We start from the raw sequence: 18,933 nt of genomic DNA on the forward strand, positions 1-18,933 counted from the left end.
TTTCATGTGTCTCAATTGCTCTGCAGGCGATCGCCCTTGGCGAAGCGCCAGGTACGGATGATCTCCAGGCGGTCGACGTCGGCCAGATCGCCGGTGAAGGGCGCGAACGGCGCGGCCAGGCGCACGATGCGCTGGGCCGCCTGATCGAGCAGCGGCTGGCCGGACGATTCGAGCACCAACACCTCGTAGAGCGAGCCGTCGCTGTTGATCGACACCATCAGCCGCAGGCTGCCGTAGATCTGCTGGCGGCGTGCCTCGTCGGGGTAATTGAGGTTGCCGATGCGTTCGACTTTCTTGCGCCAGTCATCCTTGTACCAGGCACCCTTGTCGCGCATGGTCGAGGCCGCGCTCAAACGGTGGATGCGCGGACGCTTGGCGTAGGCCTGCTGCTCGTGGGACAGCTCGGCTTCCAGGCTGGCGATCTCGCTGGACAGCTGCGAGCTGTCGAATTCCGGGGTAACGGCCTTTGGCTTGGGGTCGGGCTTGACCGGTGGCGGTCGTGCCTCGGTCTTCACTGGCCGGGGGGCCGTGGTGGCGATGGCCTTCTTCAGCGGTGCAGGCTCGGGCTGGGTGACCGGCTTGGGCGCAGGCGGTGGCGTCACCTTGTTGATCTTGCTGTCCTGGAAGGGCGCGACTTCAGTGGTCTTGGGCACGGCCTTCTTGTCCAGGGTGCCGCTGCCTTGCTGGTTGTCCTGGGCAAGAAAATCCGCATCCTTGGGCGCGGTCTGACTTTTGAGCGGTGCCAGGGTCACTTCCAGGGTCTTGCTGATCTGGGTAGGCGGCTGCGTGCCGAAGCCCACGCCGACGATCAGGGCGACGTGCAGCAGCGCGGCGAGGAACAGGGTAAAACCCAGCCGATCCGCAGGGCGGGCGCCGATGCGGGTCAGTTCAGCAGGGAGGTCGGCGGGCAGCGTCATGAAGAATCCGGCAGGCGTGCAACCCGGGCGGCGATGCGCGCCCGGCAACTGAAAGGGCGTGCATCATAACCCGGAGCAGGGGCGTAGGGTCAGCGTGCCTTGAGCTTGCGATCGATGGCGTCCATCAATTGGCCGCCGATGTCGGTGCCGAATGCCGCGTCGATTTCGCGGATGCAGGTCGGGCTGGTGACGTTGATCTCGGTGAGGTGCTCGCCGATCACGTCCAGGCCGACGAACAACAGGCCCCGGGCGCGCAGCGACGGGCCGACCTGTTCGGCGATCCAGCGGTCCTTGTCGCTCAGCGGACGCGCTTCGCCACGCCCCCCGGCTGCCAGGTTGCCGCGAGTCTCGCCGCTGGCGGGAATACGCGCCAGGCAGTAGGGCACCGGCTCGCCGTCGATCATCAGGATGCGTTTGTCGCCGTCCTTGATCGCCGGCAGGTAGCGCTGCGCCATGATCTGCTGGGTCCCCATGGCCGTCAGCGTTTCGAGGATGACCGACAGGTTCGGATCGCCCACCCGATGGCGGAAGATCGAGGTGCCGCCCATGCCGTCCAGCGGCTTGAGAATGACGTCGCCATGTTCGGTGGCGAACTCGCGCAGGATGTCGGCCCGACGGCTGACCAGCGTGGGCGGGGTCAGTTGCGGGAACAGCGTGGCGAACATCTTTTCATTGCAGTCGCGCAGGCTCTGCGGCTTGTTCACCACCAGTACGCCCGCGGCCTCGGCCTGTTCGAGCAGGTAGGTGCTGTAGACGAATTCGAGGTCGAAGGGTGGGTCCTTGCGCATCAGGATGACGTCGAGATCGGCCAGCGGCGCGTCGAATTCCGACTCGAACTCGAACCAGTGCTGCGGGTCGGCGAAGACCTTGAGCGGACGCATCCGCGCGCGGGCCTGGCCCTGGCCTTGATACAGGTCCTGGATTTCCATGTGGAACAGCGACCAACCGCGTGCCTGGGCCGCCAGCAGCATGGCCAGCGAGCTGTCCTTCTTGTAGGAGATGTTGGCGATCGGGTCCATGACAATGCCGAGGCGAACGCTCATGGGGTAGCTCCTGTACGCGGGACGTGCCGCTTGCGAATGGGTCTTGGAAAGTGGCGTCAGGGTGGCGCCGCATGGCCCGCAGGTCAAGGGGCAGCGGCCGATGGAACGCTGTTGGAGAGTGTGCTAAAAAGGCTCGGACTTCTTTATTGCCCGCGAAGGCGCCCGTCGGGGCAAGCGCACATCAGAGCCTCCATGAAAACGTCCGAAGCCTTCAAGATCATGGTGATCGACGACTCCAAGACGATTCGTCGCAGCGCCGAACTGTTGCTCGAACAGGCAGGCTGCCAAGTGATCACCGCACTCGATGGCTTCGATGCCCTGGCCAAGATCGTCGACGAACGTCCCGATATCATCTTCATTGATGTCATGATGCCGCGCCTGGATGGCTACCAGACCTGCGCGCTGCTCAAGAGCAACAGCGCCTTCAGCGCCATTCCGGTGGTGATGTTGTCGTCGCGCGATGGCCTGTTCGACAAGGCTCGCGGCCGCAGTGTCGGCTCGGATCAATTTTTGACCAAGCCCTTCAGCAAGCAAGAACTGCTCGCCGCGATCCGCACCCATGTGCCGGGTTTCGCCGCGTAGCGAACGTTGTCCAGCCCTGGCGCGTGCCAGGGCCTTTACCGCATGGGGAACAGCATGGCTCGAATCCTGATCGTCGATGATTCGCAGACGGAAACCTACAAACTCACCGGCATGCTGGAACGGCACGGTCATGAAGTGCTCAAGGCCCAGAACGGTGCCGATGGTGTGGCCCTGGCCCGCCAGGAGAAGCCCGACGCCGTCCTCATGGACATCGTCATGCCCGGCTTGAACGGCTTCCAGGCGACCCGCCAGTTGCACAAGGACGAAGAGACCGCGCACATTCCGGTGATCATGATCACCACCAAGGATCAGGAAACCGACAAGGTCTGGGGCACTCGCCAGGGGGCCAAGGGCTACCTGACCAAGCCGGTGGACGAGGACACCTTGATCCAGACGTTGAACACCGTCCTGGCCGGTTGACCCACGCCGATGCTGGAGTCACGCACCGCCTTCGACCTGCTGCTCGATATCGACCAGCGTTGTCGCCTGCTGGCCGCCGAACTGCCCTCGCAGGAACTGCGCCTGCAGACCTGGAGCGGCATCGGTTTTCGTCTGGCCGGGCACTGGTACGTCGCGCCCATGGGCGAGGTTGCCGAAGTGCTGCCCGAGCCACGCAGCACGCGGCTGCCGGGGGTCAGGCCTTGGGTCGTGGGCGTGTCGAACCTGCGCGGGCGGCTGTTGCCGGTCATCGACCTGGGCGGATTCTTCGGCCATGGCCTGTCGCCGCAGCGCAAACAGCACCGGGTGCTGGTGGTGGACCGAGCGGACATCTTCGTCGGCCTGCTGGTGGACGAGGTCGCCGGTCTGCAGCATTTCAGCTCGGCCAACCACCAGGCATCATTGCCCGAAATGGCGCTGGCTGCCGCCGCGCCGTTCCTGCAGGGCCACTTCCTGCGTGAACACCCCTGGTGCGTGTTCAGCCCGGCCCGGCTGGTACAGGCCCCCGCTTTCCTGGATGTAGCACTCTGAGCATGCCTATGCGTATCCGTACTTCCCCCAGCAGACTCGCCCTACACGGGCCCACATCATGACCAAGCGCTGGCCAGGCAACTCTCTGTTGGGCTCCCGAGCCGGCGCGCAGATCATCGGCCTGTTCGTGGCGTTGGTGATCTTCATCGTTCTGCTGTTCGCCAATTTCACCTACCTCAACACTCAATCCACCTACGACAAGCAGTACATCGGCCATGCCGGCGAATTGCGCGTGCTGTCGCAGCGCATCGCCAAGAACGCCACCGAGGCGGCGGCGGGCAAGGCTGCAGCGTTCAAGTTGCTGGCCGACGCGCGCAACGATTTCGAGCGCCGCTGGGGTTTTCTCAAGGAAGGCGACAGCGCCACCGGGCTGCCTGCGGCCCCCGCGGCGATGCGCGAACAGATGCGCTTGGTGCAGCGCGACTGGGACGAGCTGCGCCACAATTCCGATGCGATCCTGGCCAGCGAACAGACGGTGCTGTCGCTGCATCAGGTGGCCGCGACCCTGGCCGAAACCGTGCCGCAACTGCAGGTCGAGTACGACAAGGTCGTCGACACGCTGCTGCGCGGCGCCGCGCCAGCCAGCCAGGTTGCCGTGGCGCAGCGCCAGTCGTTGCTCGCCGAACGCATTCTGGGCGCCGTCAACACGGTGCTGTCCGGCGACGAAAGCGCGGCCCAGGCTGCAGAAAGCTTCGGCCGCGACGCCAACCGTTTCGGCCAGGTGCTGGGCGGCATGCTCGACGGCGATGCGCTGATCCGGGTGACCCAGGTACAAGATCCGGAGGCACGCGCGCGCTTGCGCGAGATCGCCGAGTTGTTCCAGTTCGTCTCGGGCAGTGTCGACGAGATCCTGGAAACCTCGCCCGAACTGTTTCAGGTGCGGGCCTCGGCCAGCAATATCTTCAATCAGTCGCAGAGCCTTCTGGAAGAAGCCTCGCGCCTGGCCAGCGGCTTCGAGAACCTGGCCAGCGGGCGTTCCGCTGGTACCGTCGGTGGCTATGTGCTGGGCCTGGCGGCGCTGGCTTCGATCATTCTGATCGCCCTGGTGATGGTGCGCGAAACCAAACGGCAACTGCGCCAGACCGCAGAGAAAAGCGAGCGCAACCAGGCGGCGATCATGCGCCTGCTCGATGAGATCGGTGGGTTGGCCGATGGCGACCTGACCGTGACCGCCTCGGTGACCGAGGAATTCACCGGTGCCATCGCCGATTCGATCAATCATTCCATCGACCAGTTGCGCGATCTGGTGGCCACCATCAACCTCACCGCCGAAGAGGTCGCTACGGCCGTGCAGGACACCCAGGCCACCGCCCACCAGTTGGCGCGGGCCTCGGGGCATCAGGCGCAGCAGATCAGTGACGCATCGGTGGCGATCAGCGACATGGCCCAGTCGATCGACCGGGTGTCGACCAACGCCTGGGAGTCGGCCAAGGTTGCGGATCGTTCGGTGACCATCGCCAACAAGGGCAGCGAGGTGGTGAACAACACCATCCAGGGCATGGACAACATTCGCGAGCAGATCCAGGACACCGCCAAGCGCCTCAAGCGGCTGGGCGAATCATCCCAGGAAATCGGCCACATCGTCAGCCTGATCGACGACATTGCCGACCAGACCAGCATCCTTGCCCTGAACGCGGCGATCCAGGCCTCCATGGCTGGCGAGGCCGGGCGTGGCTTTGCCGTGGTCGCGGACGAAGTGCAACGCCTGGCCGAGCGCTCGTCATCGGCTACCCGGCAGATCGAGACGCTGGTGCGGGCGATCCAGGCCGACACCAACGAGGCAGTGATCTCCATGGAACAGACCACGTTCGAAGTGGTGCGCGGTGCGCGCCTGGCTCACGACGCCGGGATCGCCCTGGAAGAGATCGAGGGCGTGTCGCAGGATCTGGCCGAACTGATCCAGGTGATTTCCAGCGCTGCCCAGCAGCAGACCAGTTCGGCGGGACAGATCTCGCACACCATGTCGGTGATCCAGCAGATCACCGAGCAGACCTCTTCAGGCTCCAGTGCAACGGCTGAAAGCATCGGCAATCTGGCGCAGATGGCCAGCGAGATGCGCCGTTCGGTGTCCGGTTTCACCTTGCCGGCGCCCAGTGCCGATGCAACTGCGGAGTGATCATGGCTGAACGGCACGAATACGTACTTCCCGCGTTGTGCGAGGAGTTGCTCAAGGTCAAGGAGCAGCTGGACCTGTTCGTGCGCGGTGGTCGCGAGTACACCCAGGAGTTGAACGGCCTGACGGCATCGTTGCGACAGATTGCCGATGCCCTGGCTGTGCTCGGTTTCGGCCAGCCGCGCAAGGTCATCATCGACCAGTTGGCGGTGATCCAGAGCCTGGTGCAGGGGACCCGCGAGCCCAACGATGCCGTGTTGATGGACGTCGCCGGGGCACTGCTCTATGTCGAAGCCACGCTGGCGGGCATGGCGGGACCCAGCGATACGCCGGGGCGCGACGAGCAGCAGACGTCCAGCACCGACCTGGTGCAGATTCGCCAACTGGTGATGCGCGAAACCCGCTTCGGCCTGCAGGAGGCCAGGGACATACTGGCCGATTCCAGCGACGGCCGCTGGGACCGGCAACGGCTGCGCACCTTGGTGCCGCTGCTCACCCAGCTGCGCGGTGCGCTGGTCATGCTGCCGTTGCCCAGGGCCGCCGCGGTGCTGCAAGGCTGCAATGACGCCGTTCAAGCGCACCTGTTGGACGAGCCGACGGCATCGGTACCTGTGCCCCTGGAGCAGGTGACGGCTGCACTCGCGGCGGTCGAGCATTACCTGCAGCGCACCAGCGAAGCACCGCAGCTTGCCCATGAGGGCCTGCTGGCGGTGGCCGAGGCTGGCCTGGCAGCGGCTGCGCCAACAGACCCACACGGCGAGGCGCATGCCGCGACGGGCCCGGAGCCCGACCCCGTGGATACCCAATTGCTGGAGATCTTCCACAGCGAGGCCTTGAGCCACCTGAGCGCCGTGGAGCGATTTCTCGCCCTGGACGAGCAGGGCAACGACGTCGCCGTCACCGACGAATTGCAGCGTGCCCTGCACACGCTCAAGGGCAGCGCGCTGGTGGCCGGTGTCACGCCGCTGGCCGAACTGGCCACGGCCTTCGACGTCATGGCCCGCGAGCTGCGTGCCCACCGGCTGCCGTTCCAGGCCCGAACGCTGGGCCTGCTGGGCGATGCCCACTATCTGATGCGGCAGAAGCTGCTGCAATTGCCTGCGCAGCCGCTGACGCCCATTCCCGGTGCCGGCGAGCTGATCCGGCAGGTACAGGAACACACCACCGAACGCCTGCAGGGCGTACAGACGCTGGGCGATGCCCGGCAGGTCCAGGCGCCGCAACTGATCGAGCGGTTGCTCGACGAGGGCATGGATATCCTGCTCGATGCCGAGCGCTTGCTGCAGCGCTGGCAACAGACGCCGGCCAGCCGTGTGGAGTTGCCACGGCTGCTCGACCAGCTGACCCTGCTGGGCGAACAGGCGCAACTGACGGACGTGCAGGCGCTCGACGAGCTGTGCGAGGCGCTGCTCGATCTGTATGGCGCGGTCGAAGAAAGCAGCCTGAGTGTCAGCACGGATTTTTTCCAGCAGGCCGAACAAGCCCAGGAAGCCATGATCGGCATGCTCGATCAATTGGCGGCCGGGCAAGAGGTCAAGGCCCAGCCCACCCACGTGCGTGCCTTGCGGGCACTGTTGCAGGGTGCCCTGGCCCCGCACGCCATGGGTGTGGTGCAGCGCGAAGGCGGCGCGGTGATCGATCTTGCCCTGCTTGGCAACGCCGCTGCGGCGGATGCCGAGGATGAAGGGTCATTCACCGAGGAATCCATCGAGCAGACCCAGCGGCGCTGGCTGAGCGAACCCGGCTACGAGGGGGCATCCCAGCCCCCGCCGCGTCCGGCTCCATCGGAGCCTGGAATTGAGCAGGTGGACGACGCCGACGGTGAATTGCTGGGTATCTTCATCGAAGAGGGATTGGACATCGTCGAGAGCGCAGGCGCGGCACTGGTGCGCTGGCAGGCCGAACCGGGCAACCATCTCGAAGCGGAAAACCTGCTGCGCGACCTGCACACGCTCAAGGGCGGCGCACGGATGGTGGAGATCGGTCCGCTGGGCGACCTGGCCCACGAGCTGGAATCGGTGTACGAACGCATTTCCCAGGGCCAGCTGCAGGCTTCCAGCCAACTGTTTGGCCTGCTGCACAAGGGTCACGACCGCCTGGCCCAGATGCTCGACGCGGTCCGCTCGCGGCAGGCGTTGCCGGCCGCCGGAAAGCTGATTGCCGCGATCGCCGAATTCGCCGCCGGCAGTGAGCCAGCCGGGCCCGCCGGGCCAGCTGCTTCGGCCAAGCCCGCAGTTGCCGAACCGGTGGCCGCCGAACGCGGTCCCGTCGATGTGATCAAGGTCGGCGCCGAGCTGCTTGATGAATTGGGCAACCTGGCGGGGGAAACTGCAATCTTTCGCGGACGCATCGAGCAGCAGGTCAATGACGCCCAGGCGGCGCTGCAGGAAATGGAAACCACCATCGAGCGCATGCGCGATCAGCTGCGCCGCCTCGATACCGAAACCCAAGGCCGCATCCTCAGCCGTCAGCAGGTCGATGGTCAGGCTTACGAAGACTTCGACCCACTGGAAATGGACCGTCATTCACACCTGCAGCAGCTGTCGAGGGCCCTGTTCGAGTCGGCCTCGGACCTGCTCGATCTGAAGGAAACCCTGGCCGGCCGCAACCTGGAAGCACAGACGTTGCTGCAGCAACAGGCGCGCGTCGACAGCCAATTGCAGGAGGGCTTGATGCGCACGCGCATGGTGCCGTTCGAGCGCCTGCTGCCGCGCCTGCAGCGTGTAGTGCGCCAGGTGGCCGAAGCGCTGGGCAAGGAGGTCGAGTTCGAAGTCAGCCAGGCCCAGGGCGAGATGGACCGCAGCGTGCTGGAACGCATGATCGCGCCGCTCGAACACATGCTGCGCAATGCCGTCGATCATGGCCTGGAGCCGCTCGAGCAGCGCCTGGCCGCCGGCAAGCCTGCGGCGGGGCACATTCGCCTGGCGCTGCTTCATCAAGGCGGCGACATCGTCATCGAGATGAGTGACGACGGTGCCGGGGTGCCTCTGGAAGCAGTGCGCGCCAAGGCCATCAAGCGTGGTTTGCTGGATCCGCACAGCGACCTCAGCGACCACGACGTGCTGCAGTTCATCCTCCAGCCTGGCTTCTCCACCGCCACCAAGGTGACGCAGATCTCCGGCCGGGGCCTGGGCATGGACGTGGTCCACGAAGAGGTCAAGCAGCTGGGCGGCGCCATGAGTATCGACTCGCGGCCGGGGCAGGGCGCACGGTTCCAGATTCGCCTGCCGTTCACCGTGTCGGTCAACCGCGCCCTGATGGTGCAGTGTGGCGAAGAGCAGTATGCGATTCCCCTGAACAGCATCGAGGGGATCGTGCGGGTCATGCCCGGCGAGCTGCACGATGCCTACCAGTCTGCCCCACCGCGCTACGGCTACGCCGGGCGGGTGTATGACCTGCGCTACCTGGGCACCCTGCTGCATGGCCTCGCCGTCCCCTCGCTGACTGCGCAGAGCCAACCGTTGCCCGTGCTGCTGGTGCGCGCGTTCGATCAGCAGGTGGCGGTGCAGGTCGATGCCTTGGCCGGCTCCCGCGAAATCGTGGTGAAAAGCCTGGGAAGCCAGTTCGCGGCCGTGCCGGGCCTGGGCGGCGCGACCATCCTGGGCGATGGCAGCGTGGTGCTGATCCTCGACCTGCTGGCTCAGCTGCGGGCCCGTCAGGGTGTGGCCGTGGCTCGCGCCGGTTATCAGCACGGTGCGCAGGTACGGCGCCTGCAAGTCCTGGTAGTCGACGACTCGGTGACCGTGCGCAAGGTCACCAGTCGCTTGCTCGAGCGTCACGGCATGCAGGTGCTGACCGCCAAGGACGGGGTCGACGCCATGGCGCTGTTGCAGGAACACAGCCCCGATATTCTCCTGCTGGACATCGAGATGCCGCGCATGGACGGTTTCGAGGTCGCCCGGCGCATCCGCCAGCATCCCACGCTCAAGGACCTGCCCATCATCATGATCACCTCACGTACGGGGCAAAAGCATCGCGAGCGGGCGATGGCCATTGGCGTCAACGAGTACCTGGGCAAGCCCTATCAGGAGAGCCAGTTGCTTGAATGCATCGAACGCTGGGGCCAGGTCCATGCTTGATCGGGCGATCGGCCGCCGCGACAGCCTCACCGCGTTGGTGCTGCCCCTGGCCGATCGAAGCCTGTTGCTGCCCAACGTGGCGGTGGCCGAGCTGATCGACTATCTGCCCGGTGAACCGGTGCTCGGCGCCGCGCGCTGGCACCTGGGAATGATCGAGTGGCGCAACCTGCGCCTGCCGCTGGTCAGCTTCGAAGCGGCCAGCGGCGGCGAAGCGGTGATCGGCGAGCGCGCCCGTATCGTCGTGCTCAATGCACTGGGTGAAACCTCGACGCGTTTCATTGCCGTACTGATCCAGCACGTGCCTCGCTCGTGCCGGGTCGACAGCCAGCTCAGCTACGTTGACGTGCCGCTCAAGCCGCTGGAAATGGCGGCGGTGCAGGTCGGCGAAACCGTAGCGCGGGTGCCGGACCTCACAGCCTTGGAAAACCTGCTGCACAGCGCGGTGTAGACACCTTGTCACGTAATCATTGCAGGGCTTTACAGCCGTCGGCCTGACCGGCACTCTGGCGTTGCCTTTGCTGCAGGGACCTCGTAATGCTCGACCGCACTTTTCTCGCCTTTGCCTTCTGTGCTGCGCTGCTCAGTGGCAGCCCCGTGTGCGCCGAGGTCCCGGCAGGCTATTCGATGGTCTTGCTGACCGAAAACTTCCCACCCTACAACATGGCCAGCAACGACAAGAACTTCGCCCAGGAAGAGAACATCCGCGGCATCGCAGCGGAACTCGTGCGCGAAATGTTCCGCCGGGCGGACATCCCCTACAGCATGACCCTGCGGTTTCCCTGGGACCGTATCTACAAGCTGGCCCTGAGCAATGCCGGCTATGGGGTGTTCGTCACCGCGCGCCTGCCCGAGCGCGAACAGGCCTTCAAATGGGTTGGCCCACTGGGTCCGGATGACTGGATCATGCTGGCCCGTGCGGACAGCCCGATCACCCTGGAGACCCTCGACCAGGCCCGACCCTACCGGATCGGCGCCTACAAGGGCGATGCCATTGCGCAGAGCCTTGCCGAGCGCGACATGCGCCCGATCGTCGCCCTGCGCGACCAGGACAACGCACGCAAGTTGCTGGATGGCCAGATCGACCTGTGGGCCACGGGCGATCCGGCTGGCCGCTATCTGGCACGTCTGGAAGGGATCAACGGGCTCAAGACCGTGCTGCGCTTCAACAGCGCCGAGCTGTTTCTGGCGCTGAACAAGGACACACCGCAGGCGGTGGTCGAGCGTCTGCAACGATCACTCGATGAGATGCGCCGCGACGGTTTCATCGATCGGGTATTCGCCGACTATCTATGAGACACGGCACTCCATGAAACAGGGCAATGGCGAATCAGTGGTAGATCCCGCCCTTGCCATGGGCGGCCGTGGCGCGATTGCCGCGCTCGCCGATCATCTGCCGGACCGGTATCCACTCCACTCCCCTGGCCTTCAAGCGCGGTAGTTCGCGCTCCAGCACTTCCAGGGTCTGTGGATAGGGGTGTCCGATGATCACCACCGTGCCCTGTTTGTGTGCCAAGGCAATGGCTTTTTCGAGCTGGCCAGCGATGGCCTCGACGGTGCGCGTGTCATCCAGGAAGACGTCCCGGGAGAGGCTGGCCAGGCCGATGCCCTGGGCTTTGGCGGCGGCCACGGTGGCGGCGCTGGTGCGGCTGTCGACGAAGAACATGCCGTGCTGCTGCAGCTCGTTCATCAACAGGGCCATGGCCTCGGGCTGCGAGGTCATGCGGCTGCCCTCGTGGTTGTTCAGGCCGGCAGCATACGGCACGGCGCGCAGCGCGGCCTGCAGGCGAGCGAGTAGCTCACTGGCAGGCATGTCGGGTCGCCAGGCGAACGGGCCGGTCGCAGGATCCATGGGCATGTGCACCATCACGGTCTTGCCAGCCTTGTGCGCCTGGCGGGCAAAGTCCGCAGCGTGTGGCGTGTCGGGCATGATTGCCAGCGTCACTGGGCCGGGCAGAGCCAGGGTGCGGCTGTCGCGAGCCGGGGACTGGCCCAGGTCATCGATGATCAGGCTCAGGTACGCCGGCCCGGCGAAGACCGGGCCGGCAGTCAGCAACAGTACGGCCACCAACAGGATTCGGCGCATGTCAGTTGCCGCGCGTCACGCTCAGGCCCTTGAGCAGGCTGAGCGCCTGGCTGATCTGGAAGTCGTCGTCCTGTGGCCGGGCCTTGCGGGCGCCGATCACCGGCTTGCCCGAAGGTCGATCGGCGCCGCCGTTGCCGTTGCCCAGGTGACCCTGCAGGTCGGCTTCCTTGAAGCTTTCGGTGTCGGCATCGCGGGTGACCTTGCCCTGACGTACCTCGACATCCGGGATGATGCCCTGGGCCTGGATCGAGCGGCCATTGGGCGTGTAGTACAACGCCGTGGTGATCTTCAGGGCGCGATCGTTGTTGAGCGGCAGCACGGTCTGCACCGAGCCCTTGCCGAAGCTGTCGGTGCCCATGAGGATGCCGCGCTTGTGGTCCTGCAGTGCGCCGGCGACGATTTCTGCCGCCGAGGCGCTGCCGCCGTTGATCAGCACCACCAAAGGCACCCGTTCGCTGGCATCGGCAGGGTCTGCCGAGAAGCGCAGTTCCGAGTTGGCGATGCGGCCCTTGGTGTAGACGATCAAGCCCTTGGTGAGGAAGTGGTCGGCCACCTCCACGGCGCTTTGCAGTACGCCGCCGGGGTTGTTGCGCAGGTCCAGAATCAGGCCCTTGAGCTTGCCGTTGTTGTCCTTGCGCAGCTTTGCCAGGGCCTTGCCGACTTCTTCGCCGGTTTTCACCTGGAACTGGGTGATGCGCAAATAGCCATAACCGTTTTCCAGCAACTGCGCCTTGACGCTCTTGACTTGGATAGTGGCGCGGGCCAGGGTCACGTCGAACGGCGTACCGCCGTCGCGCACCAGGGTCAGGGTGATTTTCTCGCCGAGCTTGCCGCGCATCAGGTCGACGGCCTCGGTCATGCTCAGGCCCTGGGTGGGCTGGTTGTTGATCTTGACGATCAGGTCGCCGGCTTCGATACCGGCCTTGGAGGCTGGCGTGTCGTCGATGGGCGAAACCACCTTGATCATGCCGTTCTCGCTGCCCACCTCGATGCCCAGGCCGCCGAACTCGCCACTGGTGCTTTCCTGCAGCTCCTGGAAGTCCTCGGGGCCCAGGTAGGCAGAGTGGGGGTCGAGGTTGCTGAGCATGCCCTTGATGGCATTCTCCAGCAGCGTCTTGTCATCCACAGGCTCGACATAGGCCGCCTTGATGCGGTCCATCACCTCGGCGAAGGTCCGCAGCTCGTCCAGCGGCAACGGTGCGGCGGCCGGAGCCGTGCCAACCGACCGGGCGGGCTGGGGAGCCAGATCGGCGGCGACCACTGCCGGGGCAGCACAGGCCACGGCGATCGTCAGGGCCAGCGAGGTAAGGCGGGACAGATGCGGCATGTCTAACAGACTCCTGATACGGGTTCGCGCCTTTGAGGGCTGCTTTTGAACGACTGCGCCAGTCAGCCTCGACACCATTGCGAGGGGTCGGTCGGCTTGCCTTGCTGGCGTATTGCAAAATACAGCGCTGGCGTGCTTTGCCCGCCGCTGGTACCTACGGTGGCGATGGCATCACCAGGCTTGACCACGTCACCGGCCGATTTGAGCAGGGTCTGGTTGTGCCCGTACAGGGTGAGGTAGCCATTGCCATGGTCGAGAATGACCAGAAGCCCGGCGCCGCGCAACCAGTCGGCGAACACCACGCGGCCACCGTGCACCGCATGCACCTGGCTGCCGGCCGATGCGCTGATCATGACCCCGTCCCATTTGGTGCGGACATCGTCGCCGCGGGTTTCCCCGAAACGTGCCAACAGTCGACCATCGACAGGCCATGGAAGTTTTCCCCGCGCCGAAGCAAATGCACCACCGAAGCTTTCGCCGCTGCTCGACACCAGCGGGCCACTCGGTGCGCGAGGGGCCTGTGGTGCGGGTGCTGGCGCTTCTCGGGTGGCGGCCGCCTGCGCTTCGCGCTGCCGACGTTTTTCAGCCTCCTGGGCGGCCAGCAGGGCCTTCTGCCGCGCTTCCTCGGCTTCGCGAGCCTGGCGTGCCAGGGTTTCCTCGATGGTCTTGAGCACCTTGGCCAGGTCTTCCTGGTCCTGCTGACGCGTCTGCAGCTTCTGGTCGCCTTGCTTGTACTGATCGTTGAGCTTGGCCAGGGCGACCTGACGCTCCTTGCGCACCTTGTCGAGGTCTTCGCGCTGGCTGTCCAGATTGCCTTGCTGCACCAGCAACTGCGCCTGCTGCAGATTGATGTCCTTTTCCACACCCGCCAGCTTGTGCAAGGTCTGGTTGAAGTTCTTCAGCTGTTCCAGGCGCGCCTGGCTCAGATAATCGTAATAAGTCAGGGTGCGGGCGAACTTCTCCGGATTCTGCTGATTGAGCAGCAGTTTCAGGTATTCCTGGCGCCCGCTCTGATAGGCCGCGCGGGCCTGGATGGCAATGAGACGTTGTTGTTCGACGCGGGCGGCCTGGAGCTTGGCTTTCTCGCCTTGCAGACGCTCCAGTTCGCCCTCAGTCTTTTTTAGTTCTTTCTGCAGGGCCTCCACCTGCTTTTCCAGCTTGCCCATCTCGGTTTCAGTGGTGCGCAGCTCTTTCTGCACCCCGGAGCGTTCCGCCTGCAACTTGCCAAGGGTTTTCTGCAGCTCGGCGATGTCCTTGCGGGTGGCGTCGATCTGCTGCTGGGTTTGCGCGCGCTCGTCGGCGAAGGCCGGGCCGAGCAGGCATGTCAGGGTCAGGAACATCAGGGCGCGGAGCATGGGTCAGCCTTGTACCAGGATCGAGGTGCCGGTCATCTCTTCGGGCTTGGGCAGGCCCATGAGCCAGAGCATGGTGGGCGCCACGTCGGCCAACACGCCGCCGGCGCGTACCTTGACGTCACGCTGGCCGACGTAGATGAACGGCACCGGCTCGGTGGTGTGCGCGGTATGCGCCTGGCCGGTGCAGACGTCTTCCATCTGCTCGCAGTTGCCGTGGTCGGCGGTGATCAACGCTTCGCCGCCGACCTTGTCGAGTGCCGCAGCGATGCGACCCACGCACGTGTCCAGGCACTCGACCGCCTTGATCGCTGCAGCCATGATGCCGCTGTGGCCGACCATGTCGCCGTTGGCGTAGTTGACCACGATGACGTCATAGCGCTGCTGCTCGATGGCTTCGACGATGCGGTCGGTCACTTCCGGCGCGCTCATCTCGGGCTGCAGGTCGTAGGTCGCCACCTTGGGCGAGGGCACCAGGATGCGCTCTTCGCCAGGGAACTCTTCTTCACGGCCACCGGAGAAGAAGAACGTCACGTGGGCGTACTTTTCGGTTTCGGCGATGCGCAGCTGGGTCTTGCCGTTCTTGGCCAGGTATTCGCCCAGCACGTTGGTCAGGCCGGTGGCAGCAAAGGCCGCCGGTGCCGGGATCTTTGCCGAATACTGGGTCAGGCCCACGTAGCCGGCCAGTTTGGGCTGGCGATTGCGCGGGAAATCGTGGAAATCGTCTTCGACGAATACGCGGCTGAGCTCGCGCGCACGGTCGGCGCGGAAATTCATGAAGATCATGGCATCGCCATCTTCGACGCGAACCGGCTCGCCGACCGTGGTGGCCTTGACGAATTCGTCGCTCTCGCCGCGCTCGTAGGCGGCCTGCAGGCCTTGCACGGCAGTGGCCGCGTGGAATTCGGAGGCAGCATCGACGATCAGGTTGTAGGCCGCGCTGACGCGCTCCCAGCGGTTGTCGCGATCCATGGCGAAGTAGCGGCCGATCAGGCTGGCGGTGCGCCCACGGCCAAGGCGGGCGAACGTGGCATCCATCAGTTCCAGCGAGGCCTGGGCGCTCTTGGGCGGGGTGTCGCGGCCGTCGAGGAAGGCGTGCAGGTAGATCTTCTGCGCACCGCGCCCGGCGGCCAGTTCGGCCATGGCCACCAGGTGATCCTGGTGGCTGTGCACGCCACCGTCCGACAGCAGGCCCATGAAGTGCACCGCCTTGCCGGCGGCCACGGCCTTGTCCACGGCTGCACAGATCGTGGGGTTGGTGAAGAACTCGCCGTCGCGGATGGCCTTGGTCACGCGAGTGAAATCCTGGTACACCACACGCCCGGCCCCCAGGTTCATGTGGCCGACTTCCGAATTGCCCATCTGCCCGTCGGGCAGCCCGACATCCATGCCCGACCCCGAGATCAAGCCATTGGGCTGGCGTGCCATGAGGGCATCGAGCACCGGCTTGCGAGCCGAATAGACCGCGTTGTACTCGTGGTTTTCACTGTGACCGAAACCATCGAGGATGATCAGGACCAAGGGTTTGGGCGTGGCTGTCATGGATCCCACTCGCTATGTCAGAAGAGCATTCAGGAGAAGCCCGGCATTTTAGGGCATTGCGGGCCTGCGTGACGAATCATGGCGGTTTATTTCACCGCGGGTGCAAGAACAACAAGCACAGACCCGCAATCAGGCCGAGCGGTTCCGTCCGGCGGGCTTTGGCCGGACTTGGCGGCTGTGTATACTGGCCGACATTTTAACGCCCTGGAACCTGCTGATGGTCGCTCACCTGATTGAATTCGCCACAAATCACTATCTGCTCGTGACCGCGTTCGTGGTCCTGCTGGTCATGCTGATCATGCTGGAAATGAGCAAGGGCGCCAAAAGCCTCAGCCCCCGCGAGCTGACTGCGCTGGTCAACAGCGACCAAGGCGTGGTCGTGGATATCCGCAACAAGAAGGACTACGCCGCGGGCCACATCGTCGGCGCGCTGAGCATTCCCCAGGACAAGCTGGCCAGCCGCGTCGGCGAGCTGGAAAAATACAAGGGCAAGACCCTGATCGTGGTCGATGCCATCGGCCAGCACGCCGGCACTGCCTGCGCCGAGCTGGTCAAGGCCGGCCACACCGCCGCCAAGCTGGCCGGTGGCGTCTCGAGCTGGCGCGCCGACAACCTGCCTGTGGTGAAGTGACATGAAGCCGATCCTCGTCTACTCCAGCGACTATTGCCCCTACTGCTCGCGCGCCAAGTACCTGCTGGAAAGCAAGAAGGCGCCGTTCACCGAGATCAAGGTCGACGGCAAGCCCGAGCTGCGCCGCGAGATGGCCGCCAAGGCTGGCCGTACGTCGGTGCCCCAGATCTGGATCGGCGAGTTGCACGTCGGCGGCTGCGACGACCTGTTCGCCCTCGAGCGCGCCGGCAAGCTGGACGCGTTGCTGGGGGCCTGATCGGTCCCCTTACCCCCACACCTCTGAAGATCACAAGGATCTGCGATGACCGACCAAGCGAACAATGGCGCTGCTGCCGCCGAAAACGAACCGCAGTTCTCGCTGCAGCGCATCTACGTGCGTGACCTGTCGTTCGAGGCGCCGAAAAGCCCGGCGATCTTCCGCCAGCAGTGGGAACCCAGCGTTTCCCTGGACCTGAACACTCGTCAGAAAGGACTGGAAGGGGACTTTCACGAGGTCGTGCTGACCCTGTCGGTCACGGTCAAGAACGGTGAAGAAGTCGCGTTCATCGCCGAAGTGCAACAGGCCGGTATCTTCCTGATCAAGGGCCTGGACGAGGGTTCGATGAGCCACACCCTGGGTGCGTTCTGCCCCAACATCCTGTTCCCGTATGCCCGCGAGACCCTGGACAGCCTGGTGACCCGCGGCTCGTTCCCGGCGCTGATGCTGGCTCCGGTGAACTTCGACATGCTCTATGCCCAGGAACTGCAGCGCATGCAGGAATCGGGCGAAGCGCCTGCGCCTCAGTAAGCGTTGGCTTGCAGTGAACAAAAAGCGCCTTTCGGGGCGCTTTTTCGTAGGTGCGTGGTGCCCATTTCGCGAGCCCTCTGCCCGCGAAGAGGCCCTCAAGCCTTACTCGAACCCCAGTTGCCGCCAAGCCTCATACACCGCCACTGCCACCGTATTGGACAGATTCAAACTGCGGCAGCCTTCGCGCATCGGCAGGCGCAACTTGTGCTGGCTGTCCAGCGCGTCCAGCACCTCGGCCGGCAGCCCACGGCTTTCCGGGCCGAACAGGAACGCATCGCCCTTCTGGAAGCTGGCATCATGGAACGGTCGCGAACCCTTGGTGGTGAACGCGAACACCCGTGGCTGCCCCAGGCTTTCCAGGCAGCTGGCCAGGTCGGCGTGGCGCTGCAGAGTGGCATATTCGTGATAATCCAGGCCGGCCCGACGCAAGCGCTTGTCGTCCAGCTCGAAGCCGATCGGCTCTATCAGGTGCAAGGCGCAACCGCTGTTGGCGCACAGCCTGATAATGTTGCCCGTATTGGGCGGAATCTCTGGTTGAAAAAGGATCACGTGAAACATGCGCGGCACCGAACTGAAGGACGGGCAGCATTCTACTCCTGATCCGAGCGAGCGTTCGCAACTGTGGCCACGGGTTTTGGGCTCGCTGGCGATCATTGGCTTGCTGGTCGGACTGATGATCGGTCGCCTGACCAATCCCGAGCCTGCCCGCTTGGACAACATCGAAGTGCACCGCGACCAGTTGGTGCTGTGGTTCAACGATGAGCCGCGGGTGCATGGCGAGGTGGTGGAAGGAACGGTGGCGATGCTGTTCGACGCCACCGGCGCTCTGGCCAGCGGGCGGTTGCTGGTGGACGGCAAGCCGGTGACCTGGCGCATTCAGCGCAGTGATCAGGGGTTGTTGTTGACGGTGGTGGCAGCGCGTCCGTTGCAGATGCAATGGCGCGCGGTGCAGCTCGATGGACGCTGGCAAACCACCGTCGAGCTGCGCGAGCAATAAAAGAGGGGACCCCAGCCTGCCTGTACCGGGGCCCCCCAAGCGGGGCTGAAATACCCGGCCTTGCAGCCGGGCGTTTCGATGTAAAGAAGGGGAGTCCCGGCCTGCCTGTACCAAGGTCCCCAAAACAGTTGTGCGGTATTCCAGCCTTGGCTGGAGTCGCGGTGTAAAGAGGGAATCCCCGGCCTGCCTGTACCGAGGTTCCCGAAACTGGGTAATGGTTAGTACATTGCAGCGTGCGTGCCAGTTTTGTTGCAGAAGCTTTCTGAACGCCAAAAACGTTTTGTCTTGGAATCTATCTGATTGGAATGTAAGGGAAAATTGTTTTTATCGGATAACAGTCTTTTAGCTCATTGAAACGGACGAGGTTTTATCCGAGCAATAAGCGATGTTCGCTAGCGCATCGTGTGGGTGCACTGCACAAGGCGAATGCACAAAAGCGGAGAGTTTCTTCAAACCCCCTGTAGCAGCGGCGCAAGCCGCGTCGGCGGTATGTGCGGTGCATCAGACCCAG

The 18,933-nt window shown here is 64.5% G+C and carries 18 protein-coding genes; 11 read left to right on the forward strand and 7 right to left on the reverse strand.

What is annotated here, in order from left to right; genetic code table 11:
* Positions 1 to 11 precede the first annotated feature (11 nt).
* On the reverse strand, positions 12 to 917 hold the full coding sequence (locus IFT44_RS11770; protein WP_122480501.1) for an energy transducer TonB: 906 nt from the start codon (positions 915 to 917) through the stop codon (positions 12 to 14).
* 89 nt (positions 918 to 1,006) lie between these two features.
* Positions 1,007 to 1,960 (reverse strand): glutathione synthase, encoded by a 954-nt coding sequence (gene gshB, locus IFT44_RS11775; protein WP_192137551.1) that lies wholly within the window; start codon positions 1,958 to 1,960, stop codon positions 1,007 to 1,009.
* Positions 1,961 to 2,152: 192 nt separating this feature from the next.
* Between gshB and IFT44_RS11780 the strand changes: the two genes are divergently transcribed.
* The 7 genes from IFT44_RS11780 (at position 2,153) to IFT44_RS11810 (ending at position 10,996) form a co-directional block, all read left to right on the forward strand.
* Positions 2,153 to 2,542 carry a response regulator gene (locus IFT44_RS11780; protein ID WP_122714517.1) on the forward strand — a complete coding sequence of 130 codons (390 nt, stop codon included), beginning with the start codon at positions 2,153 to 2,155 and terminating at the stop codon, positions 2,540 to 2,542.
* Positions 2,543 to 2,596: 54 nt separating this feature from the next.
* Positions 2,597 to 2,962: a twitching motility response regulator PilH gene (pilH, locus tag IFT44_RS11785; RefSeq protein ID WP_122480669.1), complete on the forward strand. Its 366-nt coding sequence runs from the start codon at positions 2,597 to 2,599 to the stop codon at positions 2,960 to 2,962.
* A 9-nt stretch (positions 2,963 to 2,971) separates the two neighbouring features.
* Complete coding sequence (locus IFT44_RS11790; protein WP_185794914.1) at positions 2,972 to 3,511, forward strand: chemotaxis protein CheW; 540 nt, start codon at positions 2,972 to 2,974, stop codon at positions 3,509 to 3,511.
* Positions 3,512 to 3,569: 58 nt separating this feature from the next.
* Positions 3,570 to 5,627 (forward strand): methyl-accepting chemotaxis protein, encoded by a 2,058-nt coding sequence (locus tag IFT44_RS11795; RefSeq protein ID WP_192102827.1) that lies wholly within the window; start codon positions 3,570 to 3,572, stop codon positions 5,625 to 5,627.
* A gap of 2 nt (positions 5,628 to 5,629) precedes the next feature.
* Complete coding sequence (locus IFT44_RS11800) at positions 5,630 to 9,703, forward strand: hybrid sensor histidine kinase/response regulator (RefSeq protein WP_192175944.1); 4,074 nt, start codon at positions 5,630 to 5,632, stop codon at positions 9,701 to 9,703.
* Positions 9,696 to 10,151 (forward strand): chemotaxis protein CheW, encoded by a 456-nt coding sequence (locus IFT44_RS11805; protein WP_122714520.1) that lies wholly within the window; start codon positions 9,696 to 9,698, stop codon positions 10,149 to 10,151. Before IFT44_RS11800 ends, IFT44_RS11805 begins: the two co-directional genes overlap by 8 nt.
* Positions 10,152 to 10,237: 86 nt before the next feature.
* Entirely contained in the window at positions 10,238 to 10,996 is a 759-nt protein-coding gene (locus tag IFT44_RS11810; protein ID WP_192175945.1) for a substrate-binding periplasmic protein, read from the forward strand.
* Positions 10,997 to 11,030: 34 nt separating this feature from the next.
* Here IFT44_RS11810 and IFT44_RS11815 read toward each other — a convergent pair whose 3' ends face one another.
* From IFT44_RS11815 to gpmI, 4 genes are all read right to left on the reverse strand, one after another.
* Entirely contained in the window at positions 11,031 to 11,786 is a 756-nt protein-coding gene (locus tag IFT44_RS11815) for a divergent polysaccharide deacetylase family protein (protein ID WP_185794917.1), read from the reverse strand.
* A gap of 1 nt (position 11,787) precedes the next feature.
* A complete protein-coding gene (locus tag IFT44_RS11820) occupies positions 11,788 to 13,113 on the reverse strand; it encodes a S41 family peptidase (protein ID WP_192175946.1) in 1,326 nt (441 codons plus the stop codon).
* Positions 13,114 to 13,175: 62 nt separating this feature from the next.
* Positions 13,176 to 14,468, reverse strand: coding sequence for a murein hydrolase activator EnvC family protein (locus tag IFT44_RS11825; RefSeq protein WP_122480491.1), 1,293 nt, complete (start codon positions 14,466 to 14,468; stop codon positions 13,176 to 13,178).
* A 3-nt stretch (positions 14,469 to 14,471) separates the two neighbouring features.
* Positions 14,472 to 16,007 carry a 2,3-bisphosphoglycerate-independent phosphoglycerate mutase gene (gene gpmI, locus IFT44_RS11830; protein WP_122480490.1) on the reverse strand — a complete coding sequence of 512 codons (1,536 nt, stop codon included), beginning with the start codon at positions 16,005 to 16,007 and terminating at the stop codon, positions 14,472 to 14,474.
* 217 nt (positions 16,008 to 16,224) lie between these two features.
* Here gpmI and IFT44_RS11835 point away from each other — a divergent pair, with 217 nt between their 5' ends.
* Genes IFT44_RS11835 through secB form a run of 3 tightly spaced genes read left to right on the forward strand, consistent with a single transcriptional unit; the run spans position 16,225 to position 17,425 of the window.
* Positions 16,225 to 16,638: a rhodanese-like domain-containing protein gene (locus IFT44_RS11835; protein ID WP_122480489.1), complete on the forward strand. Its 414-nt coding sequence runs from the start codon at positions 16,225 to 16,227 to the stop codon at positions 16,636 to 16,638.
* 1 nt (position 16,639) lies between these two features.
* Positions 16,640 to 16,894: a glutaredoxin 3 gene (grxC, locus tag IFT44_RS11840; RefSeq protein ID WP_122480488.1), complete on the forward strand. Its 255-nt coding sequence runs from the start codon at positions 16,640 to 16,642 to the stop codon at positions 16,892 to 16,894.
* Between the two features lie 45 nt (positions 16,895 to 16,939).
* Positions 16,940 to 17,425: a protein-export chaperone SecB gene (gene secB / locus IFT44_RS11845; RefSeq protein ID WP_122480487.1), complete on the forward strand. Its 486-nt coding sequence runs from the start codon at positions 16,940 to 16,942 to the stop codon at positions 17,423 to 17,425.
* Between the two features lie 102 nt (positions 17,426 to 17,527).
* Here secB and trmL read toward each other — a convergent pair whose 3' ends face one another.
* On the reverse strand, positions 17,528 to 17,983 hold the full coding sequence (trmL, locus tag IFT44_RS11850; protein WP_122480486.1) for a tRNA (uridine(34)/cytosine(34)/5-carboxymethylaminomethyluridine(34)-2'-O)-methyltransferase TrmL: 456 nt from the start codon (positions 17,981 to 17,983) through the stop codon (positions 17,528 to 17,530).
* On the opposite strand from trmL, the gene IFT44_RS11855 reads away from it, so the two are divergent.
* On the forward strand, positions 17,982 to 18,422 hold the full coding sequence (locus tag IFT44_RS11855) for a hypothetical protein (RefSeq protein WP_192175947.1): 441 nt from the start codon (positions 17,982 to 17,984) through the stop codon (positions 18,420 to 18,422). The two genes, trmL and IFT44_RS11855, sit on opposite strands and share 2 nt — an antisense overlap.
* The last annotated feature ends 511 nt before the right edge of the window (positions 18,423 to 18,933 follow it).

The organism is Pseudomonas sp. CFBP 13710 (genome assembly GCF_014842235.1).
Classification (GTDB): domain Bacteria; phylum Pseudomonadota; class Gammaproteobacteria; order Pseudomonadales; family Pseudomonadaceae; genus Aquipseudomonas; species Aquipseudomonas baltica.

Coding starts and splice junctions, on each gene's coding strand:
- IFT44_RS11800 (WP_192175944.1), top strand. CDS start 5,630: ATGGCTGAACGGCACGAATACGTACTTCCCGCGTTGTGCGAGGAGTTG.
- IFT44_RS11780 (WP_122714517.1), top strand. CDS start 2,153: ATGAAAACGTCCGAAGCCTTCAAGATCATGGTGATCGACGACTCCAAG.
- IFT44_RS11835 (WP_122480489.1), top strand. CDS start 16,225: ATGGTCGCTCACCTGATTGAATTCGCCACAAATCACTATCTGCTCGTG.
- secB (WP_122480487.1), top strand. CDS start 16,940: ATGACCGACCAAGCGAACAATGGCGCTGCTGCCGCCGAAAACGAACCG.
- IFT44_RS11795 (WP_192102827.1), top strand. CDS start 3,570: ATGACCAAGCGCTGGCCAGGCAACTCTCTGTTGGGCTCCCGAGCCGGC.
- grxC (WP_122480488.1), top strand. CDS start 16,640: ATGAAGCCGATCCTCGTCTACTCCAGCGACTATTGCCCCTACTGCTCG.
- gpmI (WP_122480490.1), bottom strand. CDS start 16,007: ATGACAGCCACGCCCAAACCCTTGGTCCTGATCATCCTCGATGGTTTC.
- IFT44_RS11790 (WP_185794914.1), top strand. CDS start 2,972: ATGCTGGAGTCACGCACCGCCTTCGACCTGCTGCTCGATATCGACCAG.
- gshB (WP_192137551.1), bottom strand. CDS start 1,960: ATGAGCGTTCGCCTCGGCATTGTCATGGACCCGATCGCCAACATCTCC.
- IFT44_RS11820 (WP_192175946.1), bottom strand. CDS start 13,113: ATGCCGCATCTGTCCCGCCTTACCTCGCTGGCCCTGACGATCGCCGTG.
- trmL (WP_122480486.1), bottom strand. CDS start 17,983: ATGTTTCACGTGATCCTTTTTCAACCAGAGATTCCGCCCAATACGGGC.
- IFT44_RS11810 (WP_192175945.1), top strand. CDS start 10,238: ATGCTCGACCGCACTTTTCTCGCCTTTGCCTTCTGTGCTGCGCTGCTC.
- IFT44_RS11770 (WP_122480501.1), bottom strand. CDS start 917: ATGACGCTGCCCGCCGACCTCCCTGCTGAACTGACCCGCATCGGCGCC.
- IFT44_RS11825 (WP_122480491.1), bottom strand. CDS start 14,468: ATGCTCCGCGCCCTGATGTTCCTGACCCTGACATGCCTGCTCGGCCCG.
- IFT44_RS11855 (WP_192175947.1), top strand. CDS start 17,982: ATGCGCGGCACCGAACTGAAGGACGGGCAGCATTCTACTCCTGATCCG.
- pilH (WP_122480669.1), top strand. CDS start 2,597: ATGGCTCGAATCCTGATCGTCGATGATTCGCAGACGGAAACCTACAAA.
- IFT44_RS11805 (WP_122714520.1), top strand. CDS start 9,696: ATGCTTGATCGGGCGATCGGCCGCCGCGACAGCCTCACCGCGTTGGTG.
- IFT44_RS11815 (WP_185794917.1), bottom strand. CDS start 11,786: ATGCGCCGAATCCTGTTGGTGGCCGTACTGTTGCTGACTGCCGGCCCG.